Origin of the sequence: Pseudomonas sp. KK4 (assembly GCF_001984065.1) — a bacterium.
Classification (GTDB): Bacteria; Pseudomonadota; Gammaproteobacteria; order Pseudomonadales; family Pseudomonadaceae; genus Aquipseudomonas.
The window spans coordinates 1-24,563 of record NZ_LYVP01000004.1 but is presented as its reverse complement, the minus strand read 5'-3'; the positions used below and the strand labels follow the sequence as shown (position 1 = coordinate 24,563).

24 protein-coding genes are annotated in these 24,563 nt (G+C 60.0%); 8 read left to right on the top strand and 16 right to left on the bottom strand.

What is annotated here, in order from left to right; genetic code table 11:
• The first annotated feature begins 12 nt into the window (after positions 1–12).
• Both galU and B0W55_RS02335 read left to right on the top strand, forming a co-directional pair.
• On the top strand, positions 13–846 hold the full coding sequence (gene galU, locus B0W55_RS02340; RefSeq protein ID WP_077044432.1) for a UTP--glucose-1-phosphate uridylyltransferase GalU: 834 nt from the start codon (positions 13–15) through the stop codon (positions 844–846).
• Between the two features lie 48 nt (positions 847–894).
• Positions 895–1,311 carry a mannose-1-phosphate guanylyltransferase gene (locus B0W55_RS02335; protein ID WP_077044431.1) on the top strand — a complete coding sequence of 139 codons (417 nt, stop codon included), beginning with the start codon at positions 895–897 and terminating at the stop codon, positions 1,309–1,311.
• Between the two features lie 124 nt (positions 1,312–1,435).
• Here the strand turns inward: B0W55_RS02335 and B0W55_RS02330 are convergent, their stop codons facing one another.
• Genes B0W55_RS02330 through B0W55_RS02295 form a run of 8 tightly spaced genes read right to left on the bottom strand, consistent with a single transcriptional unit; the run spans position 1,436 to position 10,895 of the window.
• Positions 1,436–2,572 (bottom strand): SGNH/GDSL hydrolase family protein, encoded by a 1,137-nt coding sequence (locus B0W55_RS02330; protein WP_077044430.1) that lies wholly within the window; start codon positions 2,570–2,572, stop codon positions 1,436–1,438.
• Positions 2,572–3,609 carry an acyltransferase family protein gene (locus B0W55_RS02325; RefSeq protein WP_077044429.1) on the bottom strand — a complete coding sequence of 346 codons (1,038 nt, stop codon included), beginning with the start codon at positions 3,607–3,609 and terminating at the stop codon, positions 2,572–2,574. The genes B0W55_RS02330 and B0W55_RS02325 overlap by 1 nt, the downstream gene beginning before the upstream one ends.
• Before the next feature lie 12 nt (positions 3,610–3,621).
• Positions 3,622–4,725: a hypothetical protein gene (locus B0W55_RS02320; protein ID WP_077044428.1), complete on the bottom strand. Its 1,104-nt coding sequence runs from the start codon at positions 4,723–4,725 to the stop codon at positions 3,622–3,624.
• Positions 4,716–5,945: a phosphoribosylaminoimidazole carboxylase gene (locus B0W55_RS02315; RefSeq protein ID WP_077044427.1), complete on the bottom strand. Its 1,230-nt coding sequence runs from the start codon at positions 5,943–5,945 to the stop codon at positions 4,716–4,718. Before B0W55_RS02315 ends, B0W55_RS02320 begins: the two co-directional genes overlap by 10 nt.
• The gene (locus tag B0W55_RS02310; RefSeq protein WP_077044426.1) at positions 5,942–7,054 is read right to left on the bottom strand and encodes a polysaccharide pyruvyl transferase family protein; all 1,113 of its coding nucleotides are present in this window, start codon (positions 7,052–7,054) and stop codon (positions 5,942–5,944) included. Before B0W55_RS02310 ends, B0W55_RS02315 begins: the two co-directional genes overlap by 4 nt.
• Before the next feature lie 14 nt (positions 7,055–7,068).
• Positions 7,069–8,151, bottom strand: coding sequence for a glycosyltransferase (locus B0W55_RS02305; RefSeq protein ID WP_077044425.1), 1,083 nt, complete (start codon positions 8,149–8,151; stop codon positions 7,069–7,071).
• A 41-nt stretch (positions 8,152–8,192) separates the two neighbouring features.
• Entirely contained in the window at positions 8,193–10,415 is a 2,223-nt protein-coding gene (locus B0W55_RS02300) for a polysaccharide biosynthesis tyrosine autokinase (protein ID WP_077044424.1), read from the bottom strand.
• Between the two features lie 39 nt (positions 10,416–10,454).
• Positions 10,455–10,895 carry a low molecular weight protein-tyrosine-phosphatase gene (locus B0W55_RS02295; RefSeq protein WP_077044549.1) on the bottom strand — a complete coding sequence of 147 codons (441 nt, stop codon included), beginning with the start codon at positions 10,893–10,895 and terminating at the stop codon, positions 10,455–10,457.
• A 281-nt stretch (positions 10,896–11,176) separates the two neighbouring features.
• On the opposite strand from B0W55_RS02295, the gene B0W55_RS02290 reads away from it, so the two are divergent.
• Complete coding sequence (locus B0W55_RS02290) at positions 11,177–12,142, top strand: glycosyl hydrolase family 5 (RefSeq protein WP_077044423.1); 966 nt, start codon at positions 11,177–11,179, stop codon at positions 12,140–12,142.
• Positions 12,143–12,343: 201 nt separating this feature from the next.
• Positions 12,344–13,270 carry a transaldolase gene (tal, locus tag B0W55_RS02285; RefSeq protein WP_077044422.1) on the top strand — a complete coding sequence of 309 codons (927 nt, stop codon included), beginning with the start codon at positions 12,344–12,346 and terminating at the stop codon, positions 13,268–13,270.
• 228 nt (positions 13,271–13,498) lie between these two features.
• Here the strand turns inward: tal and rssC are convergent, their stop codons facing one another.
• The 3 genes from rssC to B0W55_RS02270 all read right to left on the bottom strand — a co-directional run bounded on the left by rssC (position 13,499) and on the right by B0W55_RS02270 (position 16,128).
• The gene (gene rssC / locus B0W55_RS02280) at positions 13,499–13,981 is read right to left on the bottom strand and encodes an anti-sigma factor antagonist RssC (RefSeq protein ID WP_077044421.1); all 483 of its coding nucleotides are present in this window, start codon (positions 13,979–13,981) and stop codon (positions 13,499–13,501) included.
• Positions 13,981–15,162, bottom strand: coding sequence for a two-component system response regulator RssB (gene rssB / locus B0W55_RS02275; RefSeq protein WP_077044420.1), 1,182 nt, complete (start codon positions 15,160–15,162; stop codon positions 13,981–13,983). Before rssB ends, rssC begins: the two co-directional genes overlap by 1 nt.
• A 276-nt stretch (positions 15,163–15,438) precedes the next feature.
• Entirely contained in the window at positions 15,439–16,128 is a 690-nt protein-coding gene (locus B0W55_RS02270; protein ID WP_077044419.1) for a VacJ family lipoprotein, read from the bottom strand.
• Between the two features lie 201 nt (positions 16,129–16,329).
• On the opposite strand from B0W55_RS02270, the gene B0W55_RS02265 reads away from it, so the two are divergent.
• Positions 16,330–16,950, top strand: coding sequence for a phosphatase (locus B0W55_RS02265; protein WP_077044418.1), 621 nt, complete (start codon positions 16,330–16,332; stop codon positions 16,948–16,950).
• A gap of 125 nt (positions 16,951–17,075) precedes the next feature.
• Complete coding sequence (locus B0W55_RS02260) at positions 17,076–17,339, top strand: DUF4404 family protein (protein ID WP_077044417.1); 264 nt, start codon at positions 17,076–17,078, stop codon at positions 17,337–17,339.
• Positions 17,340–17,509: 170 nt separating this feature from the next.
• Here B0W55_RS02260 and queF read toward each other — a convergent pair whose 3' ends face one another.
• Entirely contained in the window at positions 17,510–18,340 is an 831-nt protein-coding gene (gene queF / locus B0W55_RS02255; protein WP_077044416.1) for an NADPH-dependent 7-cyano-7-deazaguanine reductase QueF, read from the bottom strand.
• Positions 18,341–18,401: 61 nt separating this feature from the next.
• A complete protein-coding gene (locus B0W55_RS02250) occupies positions 18,402–18,938 on the bottom strand; it encodes a plastocyanin/azurin family copper-binding protein (protein WP_077044415.1) in 537 nt (178 codons plus the stop codon).
• A gap of 154 nt (positions 18,939–19,092) precedes the next feature.
• Here B0W55_RS02250 and B0W55_RS02245 point away from each other — a divergent pair, with 154 nt between their 5' ends.
• The gene (locus tag B0W55_RS02245; RefSeq protein WP_077044414.1) at positions 19,093–19,773 is read left to right on the top strand and encodes a heavy metal response regulator transcription factor; all 681 of its coding nucleotides are present in this window, start codon (positions 19,093–19,095) and stop codon (positions 19,771–19,773) included.
• A complete protein-coding gene (locus B0W55_RS02240; RefSeq protein ID WP_077044413.1) occupies positions 19,773–21,122 on the top strand; it encodes a heavy metal sensor histidine kinase in 1,350 nt (449 codons plus the stop codon). Before B0W55_RS02245 ends, B0W55_RS02240 begins: the two co-directional genes overlap by 1 nt.
• 125 nt (positions 21,123–21,247) lie before the next feature.
• On the opposite strand, the gene B0W55_RS02235 is transcribed toward B0W55_RS02240, so the two are convergent.
• From B0W55_RS02235 to B0W55_RS02225, 3 genes are all read right to left on the bottom strand, one after another.
• Entirely contained in the window at positions 21,248–22,492 is a 1,245-nt protein-coding gene (locus B0W55_RS02235) for a lipoprotein-releasing ABC transporter permease subunit (protein WP_077044412.1), read from the bottom strand.
• Between the two features lie 65 nt (positions 22,493–22,557).
• Positions 22,558–23,241, bottom strand: a complete 684-nt coding sequence (gene lolD / locus B0W55_RS02230; RefSeq protein ID WP_175645455.1) for a lipoprotein-releasing ABC transporter ATP-binding protein LolD — start codon at positions 23,239–23,241, stop codon at positions 22,558–22,560.
• A 7-nt stretch (positions 23,242–23,248) separates the two neighbouring features.
• Positions 23,249–24,499: a lipoprotein-releasing ABC transporter permease subunit gene (locus tag B0W55_RS02225; RefSeq protein WP_077044410.1), complete on the bottom strand. Its 1,251-nt coding sequence runs from the start codon at positions 24,497–24,499 to the stop codon at positions 23,249–23,251.
• Positions 24,500–24,563 lie beyond the last annotated feature (64 nt).

The window sequence follows — 24,563 nt, the reverse complement described above, 5'->3', positions numbered from 1 at the left end:
CAGGATATTCTTATGATTCGTAAATGTTTGTTCCCAGCCGCCGGTTATGGCACGCGTTTCCTGCCGGCAACCAAAGCCATGCCCAAAGAGATGCTGCCGATCGTCAACAAGCCGCTGATCGAGTACGCCGTTGAGGAAGCACGGGATGCCGGCCTGCAACACATGGCCATCGTCACCGGGCGGGGCAAGCGGGCGCTGGAAGACCACTTCGACATCAGCTACGAACTCGAGCATCAAATCCGTGGCACCGAAAAAGAGAAGTTCCTGGCCGGTACCCGCGATCTGATCGATACCTGCACCTTTTCCTACACCCGCCAGGTAGAAATGAAGGGCCTGGGTCACGCGATTCTTAGCGGCCGCCCGCTGATCGGCGATGAACCCTTTGCCGTGGTACTGGCCGATGACCTGTGCCTGAACCTGGAAGGCGACGGTGTCCTGGCGCAGATGATCCAGCTGTACAAGAAATTCCGCTGCTCGATCGTGGCCATCCAGGAAGTGCCCCGCGACCAGACCCACAAGTACGGGGTGATCGCCGGTGAGCAGATTTCCGACGGCATCTATCGGGTCAACAGCATGGTGGAAAAACCCAGCCCGCAGGACGCACCGTCCAACCTGGCGATCATCGGCCGTTACATCCTCACGCCGGATATCTTCGACCTGATCGCCGACACCCAGCCTGGCAAGGGCGGCGAGATCCAGATCACCGACGCCTTGATGAAGCAGGCGCAAAACGGCTGCGTGCTGGCCTACAAGTTCAAGGGCATGCGTTTCGATTGCGGCGGCGCCGAGGGTTATCTCGAAGCGACCAACTTCTGCTACGAGCACCTGTACCTCAAGGGCCGCTGATCCGGCCCGCCAGCACCGACGCCCACTTTTCATTCAGGCAGGTCAACCATGAACATTGCACAACTTTCGGCATACATTGAAAGGGAGGTGGGCAACCTCGGGAAGATGTCCTGGTTATCGCGACAGCAGCGATTGCCCAGCGCCAACGAATCCTGGCTGGGCCCCACGTTGCTGGTGGAACGAATCGGCATGTTTCCCTCGTCCGGAGACATCCGCCGACCCATGCCCGATCCCTATCCTCTGCTCGCTCACCTGAAACGGGTATATCGCGAGCAGGCCCTGGAGATGGACGACCGCGACGGGTTGAAGATGATTTTCAGCGACTGGCGGTTTCGGGTGCGGATCTGCTGCAACGACCCAGCGATCATCATCAATGTGGAAACACGTTGTGATCCGGGGTTGATGCCAGTCAAGACGGCGCAGTTGCTGGATGAGGTGGAGCGGTATGAGAGGGGTGGGCTGTAATTCTGGCGGGATTTCGTGCCCCCCCACCCTGTAGGAGCGAGCTTGCTCGCGATGGTCGTCAACGATAACGCGGGCTGTCTGAATGCCCGCGTTGTCCTGTCGTCCATCGCGAGCGAGCTCGCTCCTACAGGGGGGTGCGTTGGCCACAACCCCTTCCATCCACCACCCATCGATAAAAATAATCGGCAATCACCCTCCCCCCCGACTCCGGCAGCGGGTGAATCCTGTCCGGGCCGATCATGGGTGTCGGTCCGCCGCTGGCGTAGCGCTTGAAGTCGGTACCGAAGGCGCACTGCAGATCGGCGTATCCGAGGTGCTCCGCCTGTGCCCAAGGCTGCAGAACCTGGGCATAGGCCGACATCGGGTAGGCACTGGAGCGGGTGGTGTCCTGGCGCAGAATCAAGTTAATGCTCGCCGCTGGTTGAATCTCGCGGAGCATCCCCACCAGGCCCTGAATGTTGTACAGATAGTCCTCGGGTTTGACGCCAAAGCCTTGGTCATTGCCGCCGAGCATGATCAGGTAAATGTCCGCCGGGATCTTCGACACCACGGCTTTCCACTGCGCCTGCCAGCCACTGTCGCTGTGGTAGAAGTCCCCGGACGCCGCGCCGGACGCCGCGAGTTTGGAAACCCTGATACCGCGCTGGTCATTGCTCAACCACAGGCCGAACAGCGTCGGCGCGCCTTGCACCACCTCCAGCCTGAACGCCCAATCCGGCGCACCGGCAACAACCGAAAGCTGGACTTCCTGAACCCCCGAACCGCCAAGTGTCACCGATTGCCAAGGCTGCGAGGGGGACCAGCGATAACGCACCTCACTGGCCTCACCGTCGCCGAGATAGAGTAATTTCCCTTGAGTGATCGAAGTGTCGATGGCCGGCGTGGGGCTGGCCTCCACTGCCAGCCAGGCCCCAGGCCGACCGGTCACGGTGCGGCTGTCGGGGCTGGCCTGGCCAAGGCCGGACACCTGCCAGCCTCCGCCAAAGTATTTCTCGCTGCTGCGGGTGTACTTGAAGTGGGTACCACCCAGCGCTGCGCCGTGGTTGAAGCCGACATACCCCGGCCCGGCGAAACCCACCTCGGCGGCCAGGCGCTGAACCAGTCTGTTCAGGTAAAAATCCTGGCCGGCGCTGTAGCTGTCACCGATCACCGAAACGGCCAGCACCTTTCCCGTTTTGCCGTCGCGCCATTGAGCAAAGGTTTCGCGAGCATCGCTCACCTCAACCGCCGCCACAGGCTGCGCGTCAACCGCAGGCATCATCAAGCCTGAACCACCGGCACCACGGTTTGCCGAGACTTTTTAACCGGGGCACGCTCACCCAGAAACAGTACCGACGTAAAGTTGAATCGACTGAACACCATCGACAACACCACCGGCCCCATCAGACCGAACAGCAATCCTCCCGCCACCAGAACCCCCTCTTCATGCACACCCAGGCGCCCCAGGACAAAGCGCGACGTGGCCGCAAACAACACATGGAATAGAAAGATCGCGTAGGAATACCCGCCAAGCCACGTCAGCCACTTCGAGCGCATATCACTGCCCAGCAACGCGAAGCAGGACACGCACCCCACCAGCAAACCGATCAGGCTGCGCCGATCGACAATCGCCTCACGATCCACCGCCGCCACGTACAACAGCACCAGCGCGATCAACACAAACACCAGCGGACCGATCACTTTGAGCCGTTGCTTCAACAGGCTGACCTTTTCCTGGCCAATCATCCCCGCCACAAAGAACGGTAGCAGGTAGACCGCCCCGTTGATGCCAAACGCATCGACCTTGAACGGCGGCAGCAGAAACACCAGCGCCGCAAAGCCGAACAGCGCGTACACATGCGCCGCCGTGCGCAACAGCCCGCGCCACTGCAGCACACCGACAAACATGAAAATGATGAACACCGCCTGCAGGAACCAGAAGTGGTTGACCGGCACGTAGAACGACAACAACGCCTCCATCACACCCACATCCTTGTTCACGCCCGGGCCCACCGCCTGCAACACGGAAAACGGCACCCCCACGCACAGCAGCGGCACCAGCAAGCGCCGGACCTTGCCGGCAAAGAAGCTCGGGAAGTGATTGCCGCGGATTTTGTAGATGGAATAGATGTAGCCCGAAATAAAGGTGAACAGCGGCATGCGCACGTACACCATGGAATCGGCGATGACCCGGAACGGCGAGCCCAGGTCTATTTTCAAGCCGCCGCCCAACGGACCGATCACGTGATAAAGCACCAGCAGCAGGCACGCCAGGCCGCGCAGGGTCTCGATCTCAAGCGATTTTTTATTGCTCGACATAACGGTCAAACCTCAATTCAAAACTCGGGACTGAACCCACACAAGTTTCCGGGCCCGCAGCATCAACCCCAGGCCAACGAACAGCACCGGCACCACCATGGAAAAATGCCGGGCGAACGACCCGAAGTCCGGCTCGAACAAACCTTGAACCAGCAAAAAAGACAGGGGAATCGCGATCAGCTCCTTGGCCTTGGTCTGGATCGGCACGCCCTTGTAGTCCGTCGAGGTGATGACTTTGAACAGCAGCAATGCGGTCATCATCATCAACACCACGAAGATCACCTGGCCGGGACCGGACAACAGGATCAGCTCCACCGGGAACGACAGGCGGAAAAAGATGCTCATCGAATCCAGCGCCTGGGAAACGAAATCCCCGCCGTTGATCCAGGACACGATCAACGACTTCGAGCCCTCCTCCCCCGCCGTGCGCAACTCGTTGTTGCTGGCACGGATCGACGACACCGAATACCCGGCCACCAATTGAATCGCCGTGGCGACCGCCAGGTAGAACAGGAACAGCATCAGGAAGAAGGTCGTGCGCGAGACGTATTTCTTCATCACGCACACCCCGACCCAGGCCAGGGAAAACAGAATCCAGTAGGGCCGGATCAGCACGCCGTAGATCAGCGCCGAAAAGAAAAACCCCACCCGGTATTTCCTGGTAAAGGAGGTGATCAAAATCGAAAGCACCGCCACCGAAACGATGATTTCCTTGGTCAGGTTTTCCAGGAAAAACGAACGCACCACGCCCCACAGGCACAGGGTGAAAAAGATCGTCAGCGGCATGCGCCGGAAGATGAACACCGGAATCGCCGTGAGGAAGAAATTGCACAGCATGCCGTAGGCCCAGGCATTGGTCAGGTTGATGCCCGTGGGCCGCAGCAGGAACGCCGAGCACTCGTAGGACGAGCGGTCCGGCGAGAACGGGTTCCAGAAGTTGCAGTTGTCGGCGCGGGCGTAGGACGACCACAGGGTCATGGCGTCCGGGCCGGGGTCACGGGAGATCAGCAACGGCATGGCCACCGAGAGGAACAGGCCGGTGAACAGGATCAGGAACGACAGCGACGAATCGAGCCTGGCGCCGCGAAACTCGATGCTGGGCAACTTCAACCCCATGACAACACCTTTTTCGCTCGGGGCGCACGGGTCAACAGGGCGATGACGCCCAACTGCACACAGATCGCAAAGACGTTGCCCCAGGCCGCCCCCAGGATCGAGTGATGCTTGATCAACAGGTAGCTGACCGGCAACGACACCAGCAGACAGATGGCTGCGCTGGCCAGGGACACCCGGCTGTTTTTCGAGGCGATCAGGCCACCCCAGACGATGTCGCCAACGGCGCGCAGGGCAAAAGAAACAATCAGCACGGCGAGGATGCCGTTGTCCGGCCGCGGCACCGTGGTGGCGACGTAATCGAGCACCACGTTGAAGAACAGGCAGATCAGCACCGCCACTGCAGCAGACACCATCAGTGAACGCATGACCCACTGATTGACGAACAACTCCCGTACAGTGAAAGCCTGCTGGTCACGTTGAAATCGCTTGGACAGCACTGGAATGCCGACTACCGCCACCACCGCGTAGGACAACGCCTGCAAGGTGTTGGCCGCCGACCAGGCGTACACGTATTTACCCAGGCTGGCGTAAGGTTCGATGTCGATGATCAGGAAGCGCTCGGCGTATTGGCTCAATGCGATCAGGCCGGTGCCCAGGTAAAACGGCAGCCCGGCTTTCCAGACCGAGGCCGCGCCCAGCGTACCCTTGACCCGCGCCTTGTGAAGGCGCGCCACGATCAGGTAACCGGCCACCATCACCACCCCGTTGGCCGCGACCCACAGCCACAACACGCTGGCGATATCGGACACCCAGCCGAGCATCATGCCGCCCACGGCCAGCAGCGCCCACAGGCCAGTCTTGATGAAAAACAGCAGCGCGCCCCAGGTGGCTTTCTGCGCCGAAAACACAAAGGAATTGAGCTCAAAGGACAGGTGCTCGGTGAGCAGCACCAGGGTCACGCAGACGATCAACGCAGCACTCGCCTGTATCCCCTGGAACTGTGAATAAACCGCCACCGTCGCCACCGACAACAGCAATCCCACGGCCAGGTACAGCAGCAGGACTTTGTTCACGACCTGGCGCGAACTCAGGCCCACGCTGATCAGCCGATTGATCTCGGAACTGAAGCCGACGCTGTAGAACTTCGACGCGATCAGGGACGCGGCCACCACCACCCCGTAAAAACCCAGGGCGTCGTACCCCAGGTAATGGGTGATGGCCAACACCAGCAGAAACTTCGCCCCCAAAGCCCCGCCCCGCAGCAACAGGCGCAATATCATCGAACGATGCCTTTGATGATGTCGTCCATGATCACGGTCTTGGCTTCGATTTCTCGGCAGGTGTCGGTCAGGCGCTTGCCGAAACCCGACAGGGCGTTCGGCGCGTAAACAGTGTTGATGATGGTGTCGACGTCGATGTCGCCGCCATTGATCACCCAGTCTTCCACGCCCATGTCCTGATAGGCGCCGAAGCCTTTGCGTTCGTAGCTGATGTGGAATGCCGGAACGCCCGCCAACAGCGATTCGATGGCGCCGTGCAGGCGCACGGAAATCACCAGGTCCGGCTGATACTTGGACAGGGTCGCCTTCAACGACAGCAACTCTTCGGTAATGCCCAGCTCGCGATAAAACGCGCCATCGTCATTGCCCCGCACCGCGCTTTGCACCGCGCACACAACCTTGCTCTTGTTCTTCAAGCGCTGCAGCAGCACCTTCAGATTGGCCACGTAGGCAAGCTTCTTCTCTTTGCTCCACTCTGGCGGCTTGCGCAGCACCACGCAAACCGTCGCCGGCGACGCGGCACAACGGGTGAACTTGGGTTGCATGAGGATCTTGCTGGCCAGCGCCTGCACCGCCAGGTCCGGCGCCCGGTAGACGTTTTCACAGGCCTCGAATATCGCCGACGACCTGTTGTCGCGCACGAACACCGCATCGGCACTGGCGTAATGCTCGACGATCTGGCGGCTCTCACCGTGGAACGGGCCGATGCTTTGCGGCAAGTAAACCGACGGGACTTTGCTGATGATCGCCGTTTCCAGTTGCTTGGCGTGGCCCAGTTTCAACTTGATGTGTTCGAAGGCACTTTTGGAGCGCATGTAACCGCCGCCCACGCCGACGATCAAATCACTGCTCTTCAACAGATTGGCCAGCCCTGCGTAGGACTGGTTGAGAAACACCGCTTGCTTGACCCGTCCCAGTCCCTTGGCCGCCATCACCGGCGCGTCGAACCGCTTGTGCGGCAAGTAGCTGAATGACTGCGGGTCCGAAGCCACCACACTGATCGAGGTGTCGGCGCCAAAGTTGCGCTGCACCAGGGCAATGGCCAGATCCACGAGCAGGCCATCACCGGAATTGGAGGCGCTGTAGCCGTGCAGAATCGTTACGTTCATAAGCGGAAATCTACTTAATGGGTTTGAGCGGAATACACGTCATAGGTCTGGCGGATCATCAGCGCGGCACTGAAGCGTTCGCGCACGGTCTTGCGACCCGCGACGCCAAGGTCCTGCAACCCGGGCTTGTGGATGTTCAACAAAACTCGGGCCAGGGCCTGGTGATCGCCGGTGGGAAAGATGTAGCCCGTGACCCCGTGGGTGACCAACTCGGGCAATGAGGTGCAGTCACTGGCAATCACCGGCAACCCCATGGCCATGCCTTCCAGAGGCACCATGGCGAAGCCTTCCCAGCGACTCGGGACAATCAGAGCATCGGCTTTGCGGTAGAGCGCATTGACTTCAGCCGGCGTGACCCAGGGTAGGTACTCGACCGCATCCATTGGCGGGCAATCGACCGAATCCTCGTTCACCGCACTGCCCACCACCGTCAGTTTCATATCCTTGCGCTGAGCCTTGGCGAAAGCCTTGAGCAGCACATCGAAGCCTTTCTGGTAGTCGAGCCGGCCGACGAACAGCAGATGGATCGGCGCTTGTTCACTGGCGTTCGGCTGATCGTCCTTGTGATCAATACCGTTGTAGATCAGCTTCATCCGATGGCGATCGATACCAAAAGCGGCGGCCTTGTCCAGTTCGTACTGGCTGACGCAGATGATCACGTCCGTGACCTTCTGCAGCATCCGTTCGACCAGCGAATAGATTTTCTGCTTGGTCGGCGAGCTTTCCATCAGGAACGAAAAGGCATGGGGGCAATAGACGATTTTCGGAGCGCGCCAGGGCCGCAGGACCAGGCACACACAGCGCCCGATCACCCCGGAAAAGGTGCTGTGCAAGTGCACGACCTGGGGTTTCTCCTTGAGAATCACCCGGGCTATTTGCCAGGCGAAGCGCAGCAGCGACAGCACATCGCGCTTGTTGCGGTCGAAGGTTCTGATCTGTCGCTCATCGATGCCGTGCAACTCTTTGCGCTGATCGAAGGGGATCAGGTAGACCAGTTCATAGTCCGCCGTCTCGCCCTCGGGCAGTGCCGATATCGTGCGAATAACCGTGGCAACGCCACCTTTGATCGTTTCGGCCACGTGCAGTATTTTTTTCACAAGCCACCCACTTCCATGCATGTAATGACGAAAACTGAAACTCAGGATTTGTCGGACGCGTATTCGTAGTTGTAATAACCGTACCCACCGTTGCCGTAGTAGCTGGCGGCACGTTTCTCGACGCCGTTGAACACGGCCCCCTTCAACTCGATGCCGTTCTGGGCAAAGCGGCGGATGGTCAATTCGATTTCTTTGGCCGGGTTCACCGCGAAGCGGGTGACGATCAGGCTGATGCCTGCTTCACGCCCGACAATTGCCGCGTCGGTCACCGCCAGCAGCGGCGGCGTGTCGATGATCACCACGTCATAGCGCTCGCTGAGCTCGGTCATCAGCTCGCGGAAGTTGGCGTGCATCAGCAACTCCGACGGATTGGGCGGAACCTGTCCGCGGCTGATGAAATGCAGGTTGTCGACTTCGACGGTGTTGATTGCCTGGTCGATGCTGCAACGCTTGACCAGCAGGTCCGACAGGCCATTGCTGATCGGCGTATTGAGCGTCTTGTGCAGATGCCCCTTGCGCATGTCGGCATCGATCAGCACCACCCGCTGCCCGCTTTGCGCCATGACCGCCGCGAGGTTGGACGAGACGAAGGTTTTGCCGACCTGGGGGCTGGGACCGGAAATCATGATGCGGTTGTTGGTCGAATCCAGCGCTGCGAAGTGCAGGCAGGTGCGCAGGCTGCGGATCGACTCGATGGACAGGTCCGTCGGGTTGCGCAGGGCCAACAGGTAGGCGTCCGCATCCCCCTTGGCGCGACCTTTTTTAGTGTCTTCTTCCTGTTGCAGCGCGCTGTAGGGAATCGAGGCGTACACCGGCAGGCCGAGTTGCTCGATGGCTTCCGGCCCTTCCAGCCCGCGGCTCAGGGATTTGCGCAGCAGCACCAGGGCCACGCCGACAAAGGCGCCGAGGAAGGTCGCGATCAACACGATCAGGGCCTTGCGCGGCTTGACCGGGCTGGTCAGGTCGACATCCGCGGCGTCGATCAAGCGCGCATTGCCCACAGCGCCCGCGCGGACGATGTCCAGTTCCTGGGATTTGTTCAGCAGTTGGGTGTAGATCTGCGACGCCACTTCCACATCGCGGGTCAGGTTCAGCAACTCTTGCTGGGTGGCTGGCAGGTTCTGGGATTTGCTCTCCAGCGCCTTCTGTTGCTGGGTCAATTCGCCGATTTGGGTCATCAGGGCGCGGTACGCGGGATGCTGTTTGGTGAATTTGCGATCCAGCTCCGCCTGCTGCATTTTCAATTCGGAAATGCGCGTGTCGAGCCCGACGATCTGTTCCAGCACCGATTGGGTTTCGAGGGAGATGTTCACGGTCTTGCCGCGGGTCTGATAGGCGTTGAGCGCCTCGCTGGCCTTGGCCAGGTCACGCTTGACCTGGGGCAACTGGCCTTGCAGGAAATCCAGGCTCTGCGCCGCTTCGGCGGAGGTGCGCTGCACGTTTTGCTCGACGTACAACGAGGAGATTTTATTGAGGATCTGCACCGCCTCGGCGGCGTCGCTGCTGGCCAGGGCCAGGCGGATGATGCCGGACTCCTTGCCTTGCTCGGAAATATCCAGCGCGTCCTGGTAGTTCTGGATGGTAACGATCCGGGGGTTGCGCACCACCTCGAAACGGGTACCGGGGTTCGCCTGCAATTGCGCGATCAATCCCTCGACCCCGTCGTGCGCAAAGGCGCTGCCGGCAACGCCTTCGGCCAGCAGGTTGTCGTTGTCGTCGAACAGCTGGAAGGCGTGTTGCTCACCGGCAATCAGCGTCAGCTTCTTGCCCAAGAGCTCATTCGGCACCTTGAGCCGCGCGATCTCCAGCCGCTCACCGCCCCAGGCGTAGCTGTTCAGGCCCATGCGTGGCGCTGCAACACTCTGCGGGGTGTCACCCCGAAAGCGGCGAGCGAGAAAACCACCAACCAGCGGAAAGGTGTTGGGGGTGACGTCGATGTCCAGGTGCAGATCGTCGACGGTTTTGCCGATGACCGCGCGGGACTTGATGATGCCGATTTCCGTCACCGACGGCGATTGGCCGCCGAGCATGCTGTTGAGATCGGAAAAGCCCAGCATGTCGTTCTTTTTCGGCTCGACTTGCACCAGGGCGTTGGCCAGGTACACAGGCGTGGCCAGAACCGCATAAGCGACACCGGTGACCATGAAGGCACCGGTGAGCGCGCCGATCAGCCACTTCTGGTCGATCAAAGTGCCGAATATACCGAGAAGATCAATATCGTCTCGTTCGTTGTCCCGGGTGCCGATTACTGACGGTAACTGCATAAGTCTGTTCTTACCATTCACGGGTCTGAAGAATATTGATCAATGTCCGAGGCGCTGCGCCCATGAGCCAACAGCATCTTCGATCAATGCATGGGCATGAATAAATGCGGCTTTGCCTTGACGATAAGGGTCCTGTATTTCTCGTTCGCTCTGCCACTTGCCGAGAAGAAACACTTTGCCCCTGGCGTGGGATGCAATCTTCAGAACTTGTTTTACGTGCTCTTTTTCCATCACCAGAATCAGGTCTGATTCATTGACGATGTCCGGGGTCAGCTGCCGTGCTCTAAACGCCTGGGCACTGTGCCCGCGGTCTTCGAGAAGCTCCCGCGCCGCCGGTTCCATGCCTTCGCCGACCCGCGCGGCCAGGCCTGCAGAGGCCACGGTGATGGGTGAAGTTGCCAGCGCGTTACGCAACAACAACTCTGCCGTGGGACTGCGGCAAATGTTGCCCACGCAAACAACCAGAATCTTTTTGAACAAGATGACTTTTCCGTTTAATGCCAATACGCCAGACGAATTTCAATGAACCCACAAGATCTTCCTGTGTTCAGAAATAGATTGGCCTGCGAGACTTAGTGCATTAAGTACCACGCCCCGGAAAACCACCCAAACACAATTGCCGGACCAAAAATAACGCCGGTTATCTAACATGGATAACCCGACAAAAAATAACATTCGTGCACTTCGAGCCTTAACGACTATCGAACTGCAAGTAACGGGATAATTAATGACTGATGTCATTTCTCATGAGGAGAACAGACATGAATTCAGCACATTGGAAACGGCTTACCGTCTCGACCCTGTTCATGCTCGGTGCAACCAGCCAGGTGAATGCCAGCGACCTGTTTCCGGCACTGGCCGCCAACAAGACCGTCGGAGTGCAGGTCAAGATCCAGAACTTCGCCCCCGCGGACGCCGAGGACATCAAGGCGCAGGGGTTCGGCTTCGTGCGCTTTGGCGTCTGGACCAACAGCCTGGGCGGCGCGGCGTACCAAAAGCAGGTCAGCGATGCGTTCGCCGCCGCCCGCTCCGCCGGGTTGCCGGTACTGCTGACCGTGCGCTCGACCAAGGCTCTGACGTCCACGCCAGGCAACACCGCTGAACTCGCTGCCGCCGGCGCAAGCTTCGCCGGTTCGGTCATGGGCCTGGAAAGGTCCTACGGCTCGCAACTGGTCGCGATCGAGATATGGAACGAGCCTGATCTGGGCACCTATTGGCCGACCGGGAGTTTCGATACCACTTTCGTTCCGTTCATGAGCGCCGTTTGCAGCTCGCTGCAGCAGCAACCTGCGTCGACGCCGGTGATCGGGTTCGGTTTCGCGCGGCCGCCGAGTGCCGGCTCTGCGTCGACAGTGGCGCTCAACAGAATCGTCAGTGAATACCCCAAATGCCTGAGCGCCATCTCCTATCACCCCTATGGCATGACGCCGACCCAGGTCAGCAATGCCCAGGCGTTCATTGCGCAGAACTTTCATCTGCCGGGGGTTATCAGTGAGTGGGGCGTGTCGGCGCTAGGTTCCAACGGCGGCAACGATGGCCAAGCGAGCAAAATCAGCGCGTTCATCACTGACGTGAGAAAACAGAACATTGGCCTGACATCGATCTATGAATGGAAAAACACTGATTCGGGCAGCGACGAGCGGGAGAAGAATTTCGGCCTGCTGACCGCCGATGGTCAACCGAAACCGGCCAAGTCGGCGGTCAAGACCTTGCTTAATCCGCCATAGTGCTCCGCCTCGCGGGGCGCTGACGATCAGGTGTTTTGAACCTGTGACTCGTTTTGGCATCGTATTTATCGGTATCACGCCCCGCCTTTCAAACAGCCGTTTTCAGGATGTTGCCACCGGGGCGCTCTATACACGCATGTGCCCTTGAGTGGCTGTCAGCGCTCGGGTAATGTCATCAGACCCATAGGACAGAGCACGCCCATGACTTCCAAGCTGGAACAACTCAAGCAAATGACCACCGTGGTTGCCGACACCGGCGACTTCGAAGCCATCGCCCGCGTCAAACCGGTGGATGCCACCACCAACCCTTCCCTGTTGCTCAAGGCGGCGGCCATCACCGGTTATGCCGACCTGCTCAACGCCTGTGTCCGCGACTGCAAGGGTGATGTGGGTCTGGCCAGCGACCGTTTCGGCGTTGCGGTAGGCCAGGAAATTCTCAAAGTGATTCCCGGGCGTATTTCCACTGAGGTGGATGCGCGTCTGTCGTTCGACACCGATGCCGTGCTCAAGCGTGCGCACCGCCTGATCGAACTGTACGAAAAGGCCGGCATCGGCCGTGACCGCGTGCTGATCAAGATCGCCTCCACCTGGGAAGGCATCCGTGCCGCCGAGATCCTGGAAAAGGAAGGCATCCAGACCAACCTGACCCTGCTGTTTTCCTTCGCCCAGGCTGCTGCGTGCGCTGATGCGGGTGTGTTCCTGATTTCGCCGTTCGTGGGCCGTATCTACGACTGGTACAAGAAAGCCACCGGCAACGAGTACACGGGCGCGGATGATCCGGGCGTGCAGTCGGTGACGCGTATCTACAACTACTACAAGGCCAACGGTTACAAAACCGTGGTCATGGGTGCCAGCTTCCGCAACCTTAGCCAGATCGAACAACTGGCCGGTTGCGACCGCCTGACCATCAGCCCGGACCTGATCGACAAACTGGCGGCCGACACCGGCAAGCTGGAGCGCAAGCTGGCGCCGGGGCATGCTGGCGAAGCCCGCCTGATCCTCAACGAAAATCAGTTCCGCTGGTTGTCCAACGAAGACGCCATGGCCACCGAGAAGCTGGCCGAGGGCATCCGTCAGTTTGCCCGGGACCAGGAGAAACTCGAGGCACTGCTGCAGGCCAAGCTGTGATTTGAGTGACCGCAATGAAAAAGGGCGAACCCTGGTGGGTTCGCCCTTTTTTTGTTCCAGCAAGCTGGCTTGGCATGGGGCCAGTGGTGATTAGACTGACGCCTTCGCGAGCAAGCCCGCTCCCACAGTGATCAATGCTGTACCCGAAATTTGTGTCAGGCATGCCCCCCAGTGGGAGCGGGCTTGCTCGCGAAAGCGTACTTACAGTCGCCCCATCACTTCAGCGGATCAATGCCGCTCCAGCGCATTCACCAGGTCATGGAACGCTTCACGGTTGGAATCGTTCAGCCCCATGAGGATCTTGTGCGCTTCCAGCACCTTGATCCGCACCACTTCTTCGGACTGGTCCTGATCCGGCAGATCATCCAGGCATTCCGGGCATGGAATGGGTTTGTCGACGATGTTGAACACCTGCTCGAAGCCCATGGACTGCAACAGACGGGTGATGTCTTCGTGGGTGGTGACGACGGTCGGCAGCAGGCCGACTTTCTGCCGCGACAGGATCGACAGTTTGGCCAACAAGCCAAGCGTGGTGCTGTCGATGCTGCGGGTTTCGGTCAAATCGATCACGATCGCGTTGAAATTCATCGCGGTGAAGATTTTCTCAATAGTCGCATCCAACGCCGAACACAGGGTCAGGCGAACTTCACCGACGAACTTGAGGACGAAGGTGCCGTCCTGCTCGGCGAACTGGATTCTACCGGTACTCATTAAAGATTCCTGCTCAACACCAACAGGGCGATATCATCCGGCATCTCCCCTAGCGTGGCCAATCCAAAAACCTGCCGCAGACCATCCAGGCTGCCGCCCGCTGCCTTGACCCGTTGGGGCAACGCAGCTTCTTTCTCTTTGAGTGTGGGTTCTGGCAAAAGGTCCAGTATGCCATCAGACATCAGCGTCAGGCTGAACGTCGGTGGCAGTTCCAGCACGTGGTCTTCGTAGGTGGCTTCGTTGAAGAGCCCCACCGGCAGGCCACGCCCTTCCAGATAACGAACACTGTCGGGGGTGTACAACACAGGCAACGGCAAATGTCCGCCGATGCTATAGGTCAACAAACCTGTCTCCTCGTCGATGACTCCACCGACCATTGTGACGTGTTTACCCAGCTTACAACTGATCAGGCCCCGGTTGATATGACCAAGTACCTCTGAAGGCTTGAATTCCGGCAAGGTGCCGCTGCGCTTGGATTCGAACAACAGGCGCGTGGTCATGAACTTCAGCAGCACGGTGACGAAGGCTGAAGAAGCGCCATGCCCGGAAACGTCCGCCAGGTAGAACGCTACCCGACGCTCATCGACCCGGAAGTAGTCAACGAAATCACCCGACAGGTACAACGACGGGATGATCTGGTGCGCGAACTTGAAATCGTCGATGGTCCAGGGGCTGACCGGCAGCATGTTCATCTGCACCTGGCGACCTGCATTCTGGTCTTCCTGGAGCAGGTTCAGGCTGGCGGCGAGCTCGCGGTTGGCCTTTTCCAGCTTCTCGCGATAACGCTGGTTTTCCAGCAGCAGGCGCGCCCGATCCAGGGCCCGACGCACAGAGTGCTCGAGCACCGCCAGATCTTCGAGGGGTTTGATCAGGTAGTCCGCCGCGCCCAGGCGCAGGGCCTCGACCGCGTCGTTCATCACGCCGGCACCCGAGACCACGATCACCGGGGTTTGCGGCGACATCTCGGTGACCTGGCGAATGAGTTCGAGCCCGCCCATCTGCGGCATGCGCAGATCGCAGATGACCAAGTCGGGCTTGTCTTGCTCGAATACCTGGAGACCCTGCTGACCATTGCTGGCCTGCAAGACGCTGAAACCACTGTCTTCCAAATAGGCGGCGAGGCTCGCGCGCACTACTTCGTCATCATCGATTATCAGCAGCGTGGCACTGGTTTTTGGCATGTGGGCAAACGGCGCCAGAATTAGGTTGGCGTAGTGGCTCGGGTGGTTGGCCCTTTTCACACTACTGGATTCGCTTTCTAGCCTCTCTGGCGCACCGTTTTCGAGCGTTGGCCCTACACACAGGTACACCAGAGGTGCCCTTCTAAGGCGCAGACGGTACTCCCATCCGCGAGGCGTTTCAAGCTCACGCCGATGGTCGCTTGGCGTGTCCGGCGTTCAAATCACCGGCAGTTATAAGAAGCCTTTGGTCTACAACAAAAAACACATCGGCGAGAATCAGAAATCGTCTTCGACCTGACCGTCTTTCACCTTGAATTCGCGATTCTGCAGATACGCATTACGGATGAACGTGTACTTGTCGCCGCTGATCAATTTCTCGGACGAAAGCAGGTCCGCACGGGTATCGATAATATTCAGGCCGAAGATCGAGTTACGCACCGGCACGTCGTTGATGTAACGGTACGGGGCGGTGTAACTGTCGACGTATTTCGACGGCGCATCACGCAAGGTGCTCGGGCCCAACAGCGGCAGCATCACGTACGGACCGCTGCCTACGCCCCAGTAACCCAGGGTCTGGCCGAAATCTTCGTCGTTGCGCTGCAGGCCCATTTGGGTGCCGACATCGAAGAAGCCCAGCAGGCCGAAGGTGGTGTTGAAGATCAAGCGTGCGGTGTCGACGCCTGCCGCTGCGGGCTTGGCCTGCAGGATATCGTTGGCCAGGTTGGTCACGTCACCGATGTTGCGGAACATGTTGTGAATGCCGTCTTCGAGAAATTGCGGCGTCACGAACTGGTAGCCCTGGGCCAGAGGCTTGAGCGCGTAGGTATCGACCACGTCGTTGAATTTGAAGATCGGACGGTTGATGCTTTCCCAAGGGTCATCTTCCGACGCTGCCTGGGCAACAAACGGAACCAGCAGCGCACTGGCGCACACACAAAGCTGAGCGAGAGAATGGCTCAAGCGCATAGAAAAACTCCTTGGATTTGTACCCTCGCCGGGCGCTGAACCCGACGCAAAGAGAATCAGTATAAGACGGAAACGCCGCTTTAGGCAGCATCGCTGCCGGACACCGATCAATGATTGCTGTCAAATGTGAGCGATTCACATCCATGTCATTGAACTGTCACCGACGCCCCTTAGCCTCGAGGCTATTTCAGGGACGTTGACATGCCACACGCCGAAGTTTCGCCTCAAACCCTGCCCAACCTGACTGCCGTGTTGTTCGGACTGAGTGGTTGCCTGGTGGATTTCGGCGCTCGTACCCATCTGACCGGAAACCACTCGGCCCAACACGCCGAGGCCACACCGGGCGCCATCGATAGCCTCAACAGCCTGCAACGCCAGCAGATCCCCTGTGCCTGGCTCGATGAACTGGCCCCCGCCCTCAGCCGATCCCTGGCCAGCACGCTGCCGGCATGGATCAAACCTTGGCAACACGCCGAAACAATACAGCCGTGGCCGGCTCCCAACGCGTGCTGGCAAGCGTTGATGGCACTGAACGTCGAGCGACTGGAAGGTTGTGTGCTGGTCAGCGGCGAACCGCGCTTGCTGCAATCGGGGCTCAACGCCGGGCTTTGGACCATTGGCCTGGCGTCCTGCGGCTCGCTCTGCGGGCTGTCGCCCGAGCAATGGCAGGCATTGTCGCCACAGGAGCGAGACATCAAGCGCGGCAAGGCCACAATGCAACTGTTCGGCCTGGGCGTGCACTCGGTGATTGATCACCTGGGCGAACTCGACACCTGCCTGGCCGACATCAGCCTGCGCCGACTCAAGGGCGAAAAGCCCTGATTACCGCCCCACACCGATGAAGGCATGCAGGTTGACCCAGAGTGGATTAATCTTAGGAAAGCCATAGATCTTTGGCGCGTCGCCATGGTCTATGCCAGTGCCTATCGAGAAAAAGGAAGAACGCCATGCCTGCCCGCGAACTGCAAGAACAGCTCAATGCCCTGCGCGAGCAATTGGATCAGAATCCTCCGCTGTCCGAATCCGAGCGCGACAACCTGCACGAACTGATGCAACAGATCGAACTCAAGATTGAGCTCGAAACCAAGACCCACGACGCCAGCCTCTCCGACGGCGTCAACCTTGCCGTCGAACGCTTCGAACTCGAACACCCCACCCTGGCCGGCACCCTGCGCAACATTGCCCAAGCCTTGGGCAACATGGGCATTTGAATACCCGCCAGACACAAAAAAACCCCGCTAGCGATAGCGGGGTTTTTTATTGAGACCTGAAATGCATGCCCCTGTGGGAGCGGGCGTGCTCGCGAAAGCGGTGTGTCAACCGACATCAATATTGACTGACACTCCGCCTTCGCGAGCAAGCCCGCTCCCACAGGATTTGGTCACTGACGAACCAGGCGATGGTTAGGCAATTGCACCTCTTCAGTGCTGCGATACGGGTTGATATCCAGGCCACCGCGCCGTACATACCGCGCATACACCGTCAATTTCTCAGGTTTCAGCAAGCGTTGCAGATCAAGGAAAATGCGCTCCACGCACTGTTCGTGGAAGTCCGAATGCTGGCGGAAGCTGACGATGTACTCCAGCAGGCTGGCGTGATCGAGCGCCGCACCGCGGTACTCCACCGCCACACTCCCCCAGTCCGGCTGACGGGTGACCGGGCAGTTGGATTTGAGCAGATGGCTGTGCACGCTTTCTTCGACAATGCGCGACTCGTCGCAACGCAGCAGTTCCGGGCGAGGATGCTCGTAATTGCTGACGCTTATATCCAGCTCATCGATGCACACCCCTGGCAACGCAACGACGCCTTCGGCCTCGACGTCTTTCAAGCTGCGGATACGCACGCCAACCGGTTTGCCGGCAGCGGCCGACAGGTCTTTGACCAGCGTCGCTTCAAGGCTCGCAGTGTCGGTGAACGGCGTCTGGTTCAAGGAATTGAGGTACAGCTTGAACGACTTCGATTCGATGATGTTCGGGGAGTCCGCCGGGATGCTGAACTCGCCGATCGCCACCACCGGCTTGCCCGAGGGCAGCAGCCAGGACAGTTCAAAGCAATTCCAGAAATCCACGCCCTTGTACGGCAGGGTTTGAGCCGTCAGGCCCAGCTCCGCCCACTTCGCGGTGCGCGGGATCGGGAACAGCAGGGACGGCGTGTACGTGGCAATGTATTCGCTGGATTTGCCCAGCGGCGAATGTTCGGCTGCGGGATGCATGGCGGAAACCTGACTGAATAATCAGCGGATTCTATCAGCCTTTGCTCCCGCCTTTGAGTGCTTACTGACTGACTGTCAGCTTGCCGACCATGCCGGCCTGGTAATGACCGGGAATGTTACAGGCAAATTCCAGTTGGGTGGCCTTGCTGAAGGTCCAGGTCAATTCCGCGTTTTTACCCGGCTCCACCAGCACACTGTTGGGGTCATCGTGCTTCATGCCATGCCCCATCGCCCCGTGATCCATGCCAGCCATGGCGCTGTGGTCCATGTTTTTCATGCCGGTTGGCGTCAGCATGCCGCTTTGTTGCATCTGCAGCATTTCCTGCTGGTGCCTGGCATGCATCGCCGCGTCGCCGAGGTTGAATTCGTGCAGCAACTGGCCTTTGTTCACCAGCACGAAGCGCACCGTTTCCCCAGCCTTGATTTCGATGGCCTTGGGGCTGAACGCAATGTCGCTCATCACCACCTCGACACTGCGGCTGGCCTTGTCCGCCGTGGCCGGCTGGCCGAAATCATAGGTATGTCCGGAGGCGGCCCACACCGGTGAACTCAAGGCCAATACACAGGCAGCCAGCAATACGGATCTGCGGAAAAACATTGTCGTACTCCAACAAAAAGGGGCTCACGCTGTGGAAAACTCTAAACTGACGTCGCTGCCCGTAACCTGACAGCCAGATTACAACTTTGTCAGGTTGGCCAGAACCCTCCTTGCCAACGGTATAAAGCAGCGTGCCATCTGACCCGAGTCGCCCATGAAACTGCTGATCGTCGAAGACCAACCGAAAACCGGCCACTACCTGCGCCAGGGCCTGGCCGAGGCCGGTTTCAACGTCGAGTGGGTAGCCGACGGCACCACCGGCCAGCAATTGGCGTTGAGCGGCGACTACGCGCTGCTGATTCTCGACGTGATGCTGCCCGGACGCGATGGCTGGCAGATCGTGCAAGCCGTGCGCGGCGCCGGCCTGGACACGCCGGTGCTGTTTCTGACCGCCAGGGATGCCGTGGAGGATCGCGTGCAAGGCCTGGAACTGGGTGGCGACGATTACCTGGTCAAGCCCTTTGCCTTTTCCGAACTGCTCGCCCGGGTGCGCAGCCTGTTGCGCCGCGGCAGTACGGCGCCCCAGGAAACCAGCCTGCAACTGGCCGATCTGCGCCTGGACCTGATCCGCCGTCGTGTCGAGCGCGGCGGCCAGCGCATCGACCTGACCGCCAAGGAGTTCGCCCTGCTGGAAATGCTGTTGCGCCGCCAAGGCGAAGTGCTGCCCAAATCGCTGATCGCATCCCAGGTCTGGGACATGAATTTCGACAGTGACACCAATGTCATCGAAGTCGCGATCCGCCGCCTGCGCCTGAAGGTCGACGACGATTTCCCCAGCAAACTGATCCACACCGTACGCGGCATGGGCTACGTCCTCGAAGAGCGCGGTGCCTGATGCGACGCCTTTCATTGAGCAGTCGTCTGGCCCTGTTGTTCGCCGCGTGCACCGCCGTGGTGTCACTGTTTGCCGGGTTGCTGTTCAGTGGTGCCAGCGAGGCGCACTTCATTGAGCTCGATCAGCAATTGCTGGAAGGCAAGTTGATCGGCCTGCGCCAGGCGCTGCACGACGTGCGATCCAGCGACAGCGAGATCAGACCGGACGAAGAATTGAGCCGCCAGGCCGATCTGTCGTTGCGAATCAGTGGCAGCGACGGCAAGCGCTGGTACGACAGCGCTGCCGATCTGCCGGACAAGCTCGCGCAGCAACCCGGTCTGTCGACAATCACCCACGCCGGTACCGATTACCGTGTACTCAATGCCCCGCTGTTTCCCGATAAGCCCGACTCGCCGCAATTGACCCTGCTGCTGGACATCACCCATCACCAGCATTTTCTGCAACGCATGCAGCGCCTGATCTGGCTGACGGTCGGCCTGTCAGCCCTGGCCACCGCGTTGCTGGGGGCCTGGGCAGCCCGCAGCGGCTTGCGACCGCTGCGTCGCATGAGCAACGTGGCCAAAGGTGTTTCGGCGCAATCGCTCAACGCCCGCTTGCCCGAAGAAAGCATGCCACCGGAACTGGCGCAGCTTGCTCACCAGTTCAACGCCATGCTCGGGCGCCTGGACGATTCCTTTCAGCGACTGTCGGCATTCTCCGCCGACATAGCCCATGAACTGCGCACGCCGCTGTCGAACCTGCTGACGCACACCCAGGTCACCCTCACCCGCCCGCGCCCCATCGAGGACTACCGCGAAGCGCTGCACAGCAATCTCGAGGAGTTGCAGTGGATGGCGCAGTTGGTCAACGACATGCTGTATCTGGCCAAGGCCGACCACGGCCTGCTGATGCCCAAGCGCGAACCGCTGCAGTTGGGGCACGAGGTGGATGTGTTGCTGGAGTTTTTTGCACCGCTGGCCGAGGACGCCCGGGTGACCATGAGCCGCGAAGGTGACGCCGGCATTGAGGGTGATCGCGGCATGTTGCGGCGGGCGCTGTCCAATTTGCTGGATAACGCGTTGCGGTTTACGCCTGCTGACGGTGAGATTCGGGTCAGAATATCCGAACATACCGCCGGCCTGCGCTTGAACATCGAAAATACAGGGGACGGGATAGATCCGGCATTGCTGCAGCGCCTGTTCGATCGCTTCTATCGCGCCGATCCGGCGCGGCAGGAAAGTAGCAGCGAGCATGCGGGGCTGGGTTTGGCGATTACCCAGTCCATCGTCCGGGCGCATGGCGGGCAGATTCGTTGCGAATCGGCTGAGGGCTGCACCAGGTTTGTGATCGAGTTACCAAGGAGAGATTGAGGCCAGCAGGGCCGACACCTTCGCGAGCAAGCCCGCTCCCACTTGGGGCCTGAATCGATCACAAGTGTATGTCTCGACTCGGTCAAAGGTGGGAGCGGGCTTGCTCGCGAAAGCGATATGTCAGCTTAGGAATACCGAAGCGCGTGAGCCGGCTCGATCTTCGCCGCACGCAACGCCGGGTACACCGTGGCCAGAAAGCTCAATACGAACCCCGCGGTACAGATCAACGCCACATCCCCGCCCTGCAACTCGGACGGCAGGTTGCTGACGAAATACACATCGGAACTGAAGATGTGCTGGCCGCTGACCCGCTCGATCCAGCCCACCAGCTCACTGACGTTCAAGGCGGCGATCACGCCGAGCACGCCACCGATCAGCGTACCGACAATCCCGATCACCGTGCCCTGCACCATGAAGATCATCATGATCTGCCGTGGCGTGGCGCCGATGGTGCGCAGGATCGCGATGTCCGCGCCCTTGTCGTTCACCACCATGATCAGCGTCGCGATGATGTTGAATGCCGCCACGGCGACGATCATCAGCAACAACAGGCCGATCATGGTCTTTTCCATCTTCATCGCACTGAACAGGCTGCCCTGGGTATGGGTCCAGTCGTCAGCCTTGTAGGCGGTGCCCAGCCCCGTGGCGATGGCACCCGACACCTGTGGCGCGGCGTACAGGTCCTTCACGGCCAGGCGCACGCTCTGTACCTGATTGGGCTCCCAGTGTTGCATCTGCGCCGCGTCGGCGACGTGGATCAGCGCCATCGAACCATCCAGCTCGGCGCCGACCTTGAACACACCCACCACGTTCAGGCGCTGCATGCGCGGGGTGATACCGCCCGGTGCGTTGCTGACCTCCGGAACGATCAGGGTGATCTTGTCACCGACATTCAGGCGAAAGCGCCGCGCCGTGATCTCGCCGATCACCACGCCGAACTCGCCGGGTTTCAAGTCTTCCATCCGGCCCTGGACGATGTGTTTGGCGACAATCGATACCTGGCCTTCGAGCGCCGGATCGACGCCGCTGACCTGGATAGGCTGCATCGTGCCCTTGTAGGAGAGCATGCCTTCCATCTCGGTGAACGGCACGGCGGCCGTCACTTCGGGATTTTTCATGGCCGCTGCGGCGACCGGCCGCCAGTCATCGATCGGATTGACGCCGACGATGGTCGCGTGGGGCACCATGCCGAGGATGCGCGAGCTCATTTCGCGCTGGAAGCCGTTCATCACCGACAACACCACGATCATCGCCAGCACGCCCAGGGCGAGGCCGATCATCGAGGTCATCGAGATGAAGGAGACGAAGCGATTGCGGCGCTTGGCGCGGGTATAGCGCGTGCCGATGAAGATCGATAACGGTCTGAACATTCGCTGGGGCACCGTATAAAAATAAATGACCCGACGTGCTTTCGGCGGCGTCGGGTTTCGATCAGTCAGATAGCCGTCAGGCGACCTTCCTGCAACTGCAGGACGCGGTCCATCTGGCGGGCCAGGTTCATGTCGTGGGTCACCACCAGGAACGCGGTGCGCATCGAGGTGCTGAGTTCCAGCATCAGGTCCTGAATGCCTTCGGCAGTGTGCGAGTCGAGGTTGCCGGTGGGTTCGTCGAGCATCACCAGGCCGGGCGTGTTCACCAGGGCGCGGGCAATGGCCACACGCTGGCGTTCGCCACCGGACAGTTCCGCCGGCTTGTGCTCCAGACGATGGCCCAGCCCCACCCGCTCCAGCAACGCCGTGGCACGCTGACGCGCCTCCGGAATCGCGGTCTTGCCGATCAGCAGCGGCATGCAGACGTTTTCCAGCGCAGTGAATTCGGGCAGCAAATGGTGGAACTGGTACACGAAGCCGAGGGCGCGGTTACGCAGCAGGCCGCGTTTCTTCTCGCTCAAGGCCGAGAGCTCTTCGCCGTCGAGCCACACGCTGCCCTGGGTCGGTGTATCGAGGCCGCCCAGCAGGTTGAGCAATGTACTTTTGCCCGATCCTGATTTACCGACAATCGCCACGCGCTCGCCCGGGTGCAGTTCCAGCTGCAAACCGGCCAACACTTCTACCGACTCCGGACCTTCCTCGTAGGATTTGCCCAGGTTGCGGCAGCTCAAGATTGCTTTTTCACTCATGCCCGACTCACTCATAACGTAGCGCCTCCGCAGGCTGGGTGCGCGCGGCACGCCAGGCTGGATACAGGGTGGCGAGGAAACTCAGGATCAACGCCGCGGAGCAGACCATGACCACGTCCTGGCTCTGCACCTGCGACGGCAGGTAATCGATGAAGTACACGTCGGCGTTGAGGAACTTGTGACCGATCAGGCCCTCGAGGGCCGAGATCGCGGCGCTGACGTTCAGCGCGGCGAAGATTCCGACCACGGCGCCGATGGCCGTACCGACCACGCCGATCACCGTGCCCTGGACCATGAAGGTCCGCATGATCGTGCCCGGCGTGGCGCCCAGGGTGCGCAGGATGGCGATGTCGCTCTTCTTGTCGTTGACCACCATCACCAGCGTGGAAATGATGTTGAACGCGGCGACGGCGACGATCAGCAGCAACAGCAGGCCGATCATGGCTTTTTCCATGCGGATGGCCTGGTACAGGTTGCCGTGGGTGCGGGTCCAGTCGCGGGCGTAGTAATGATCCTCACCCAATTCCCGGGCAATGGTCCATGCGGTGCGCGGTGCCTGGAACAGGTCGTCGAATTTGAGACGGATGCCCTGGACCTGATCCGGCTTCCAGCGGTGCAGCCGCGCCAGATCCTGAAGATTGGTGATGCCCAGGTAGCCGTCGATCTCACCGGCGCCGACATGGAAGATGCCGACCACGGTGAAGCGTTTCATGCGCGGGAACATCCCGGCCGGGGTCACGGTGACTTCCGGTGCAACGAAGGTCAGCTTGTCGCCGATGGCCGCGCCGAGCTTGGCCGCCGCCTTGTCGCCGATGACGATGCCGAACTCGCCGGGCTTGAGGTCGTCGAGTTGGCCCTGCTGCATGAAGTTGTCGATGATCGAGACTTGGCGCTCCAGCGCCGGGTCGATGGCATTGAGCAGGACCTTGGACACCTTGCCGTTGTTGGTCAGCAAACCCTGCATTTGCGTAAATGGCGCGACGGCCGTCACCTGCGGGTTCTGCTTGACCTTGCTGGCCAGGCCTTGCCAATCGCTGATCGGCTCGCTGGACTCGATGGTCGCGTGGGGCACCATGCCCAGCACGCGGGTGCGCATCTCATGATCGAAGCCGTTCATCACCGACAGCACCACGATCATCACGACCACGCCAAGGGCGAGCCCGATCATCGAAGTCAGGGAAATGAATGACACAAAATGATTGCGACGCTTTGCACGGGTGTAACGCGTGCCGATAAATACGAAGAGAGGTCTGAACATGTCGGGGCTTGTTCGGAGGGAAAAGGAACGTCCTTGTGGCGGGGGTCGATAACCAGCTTTACAC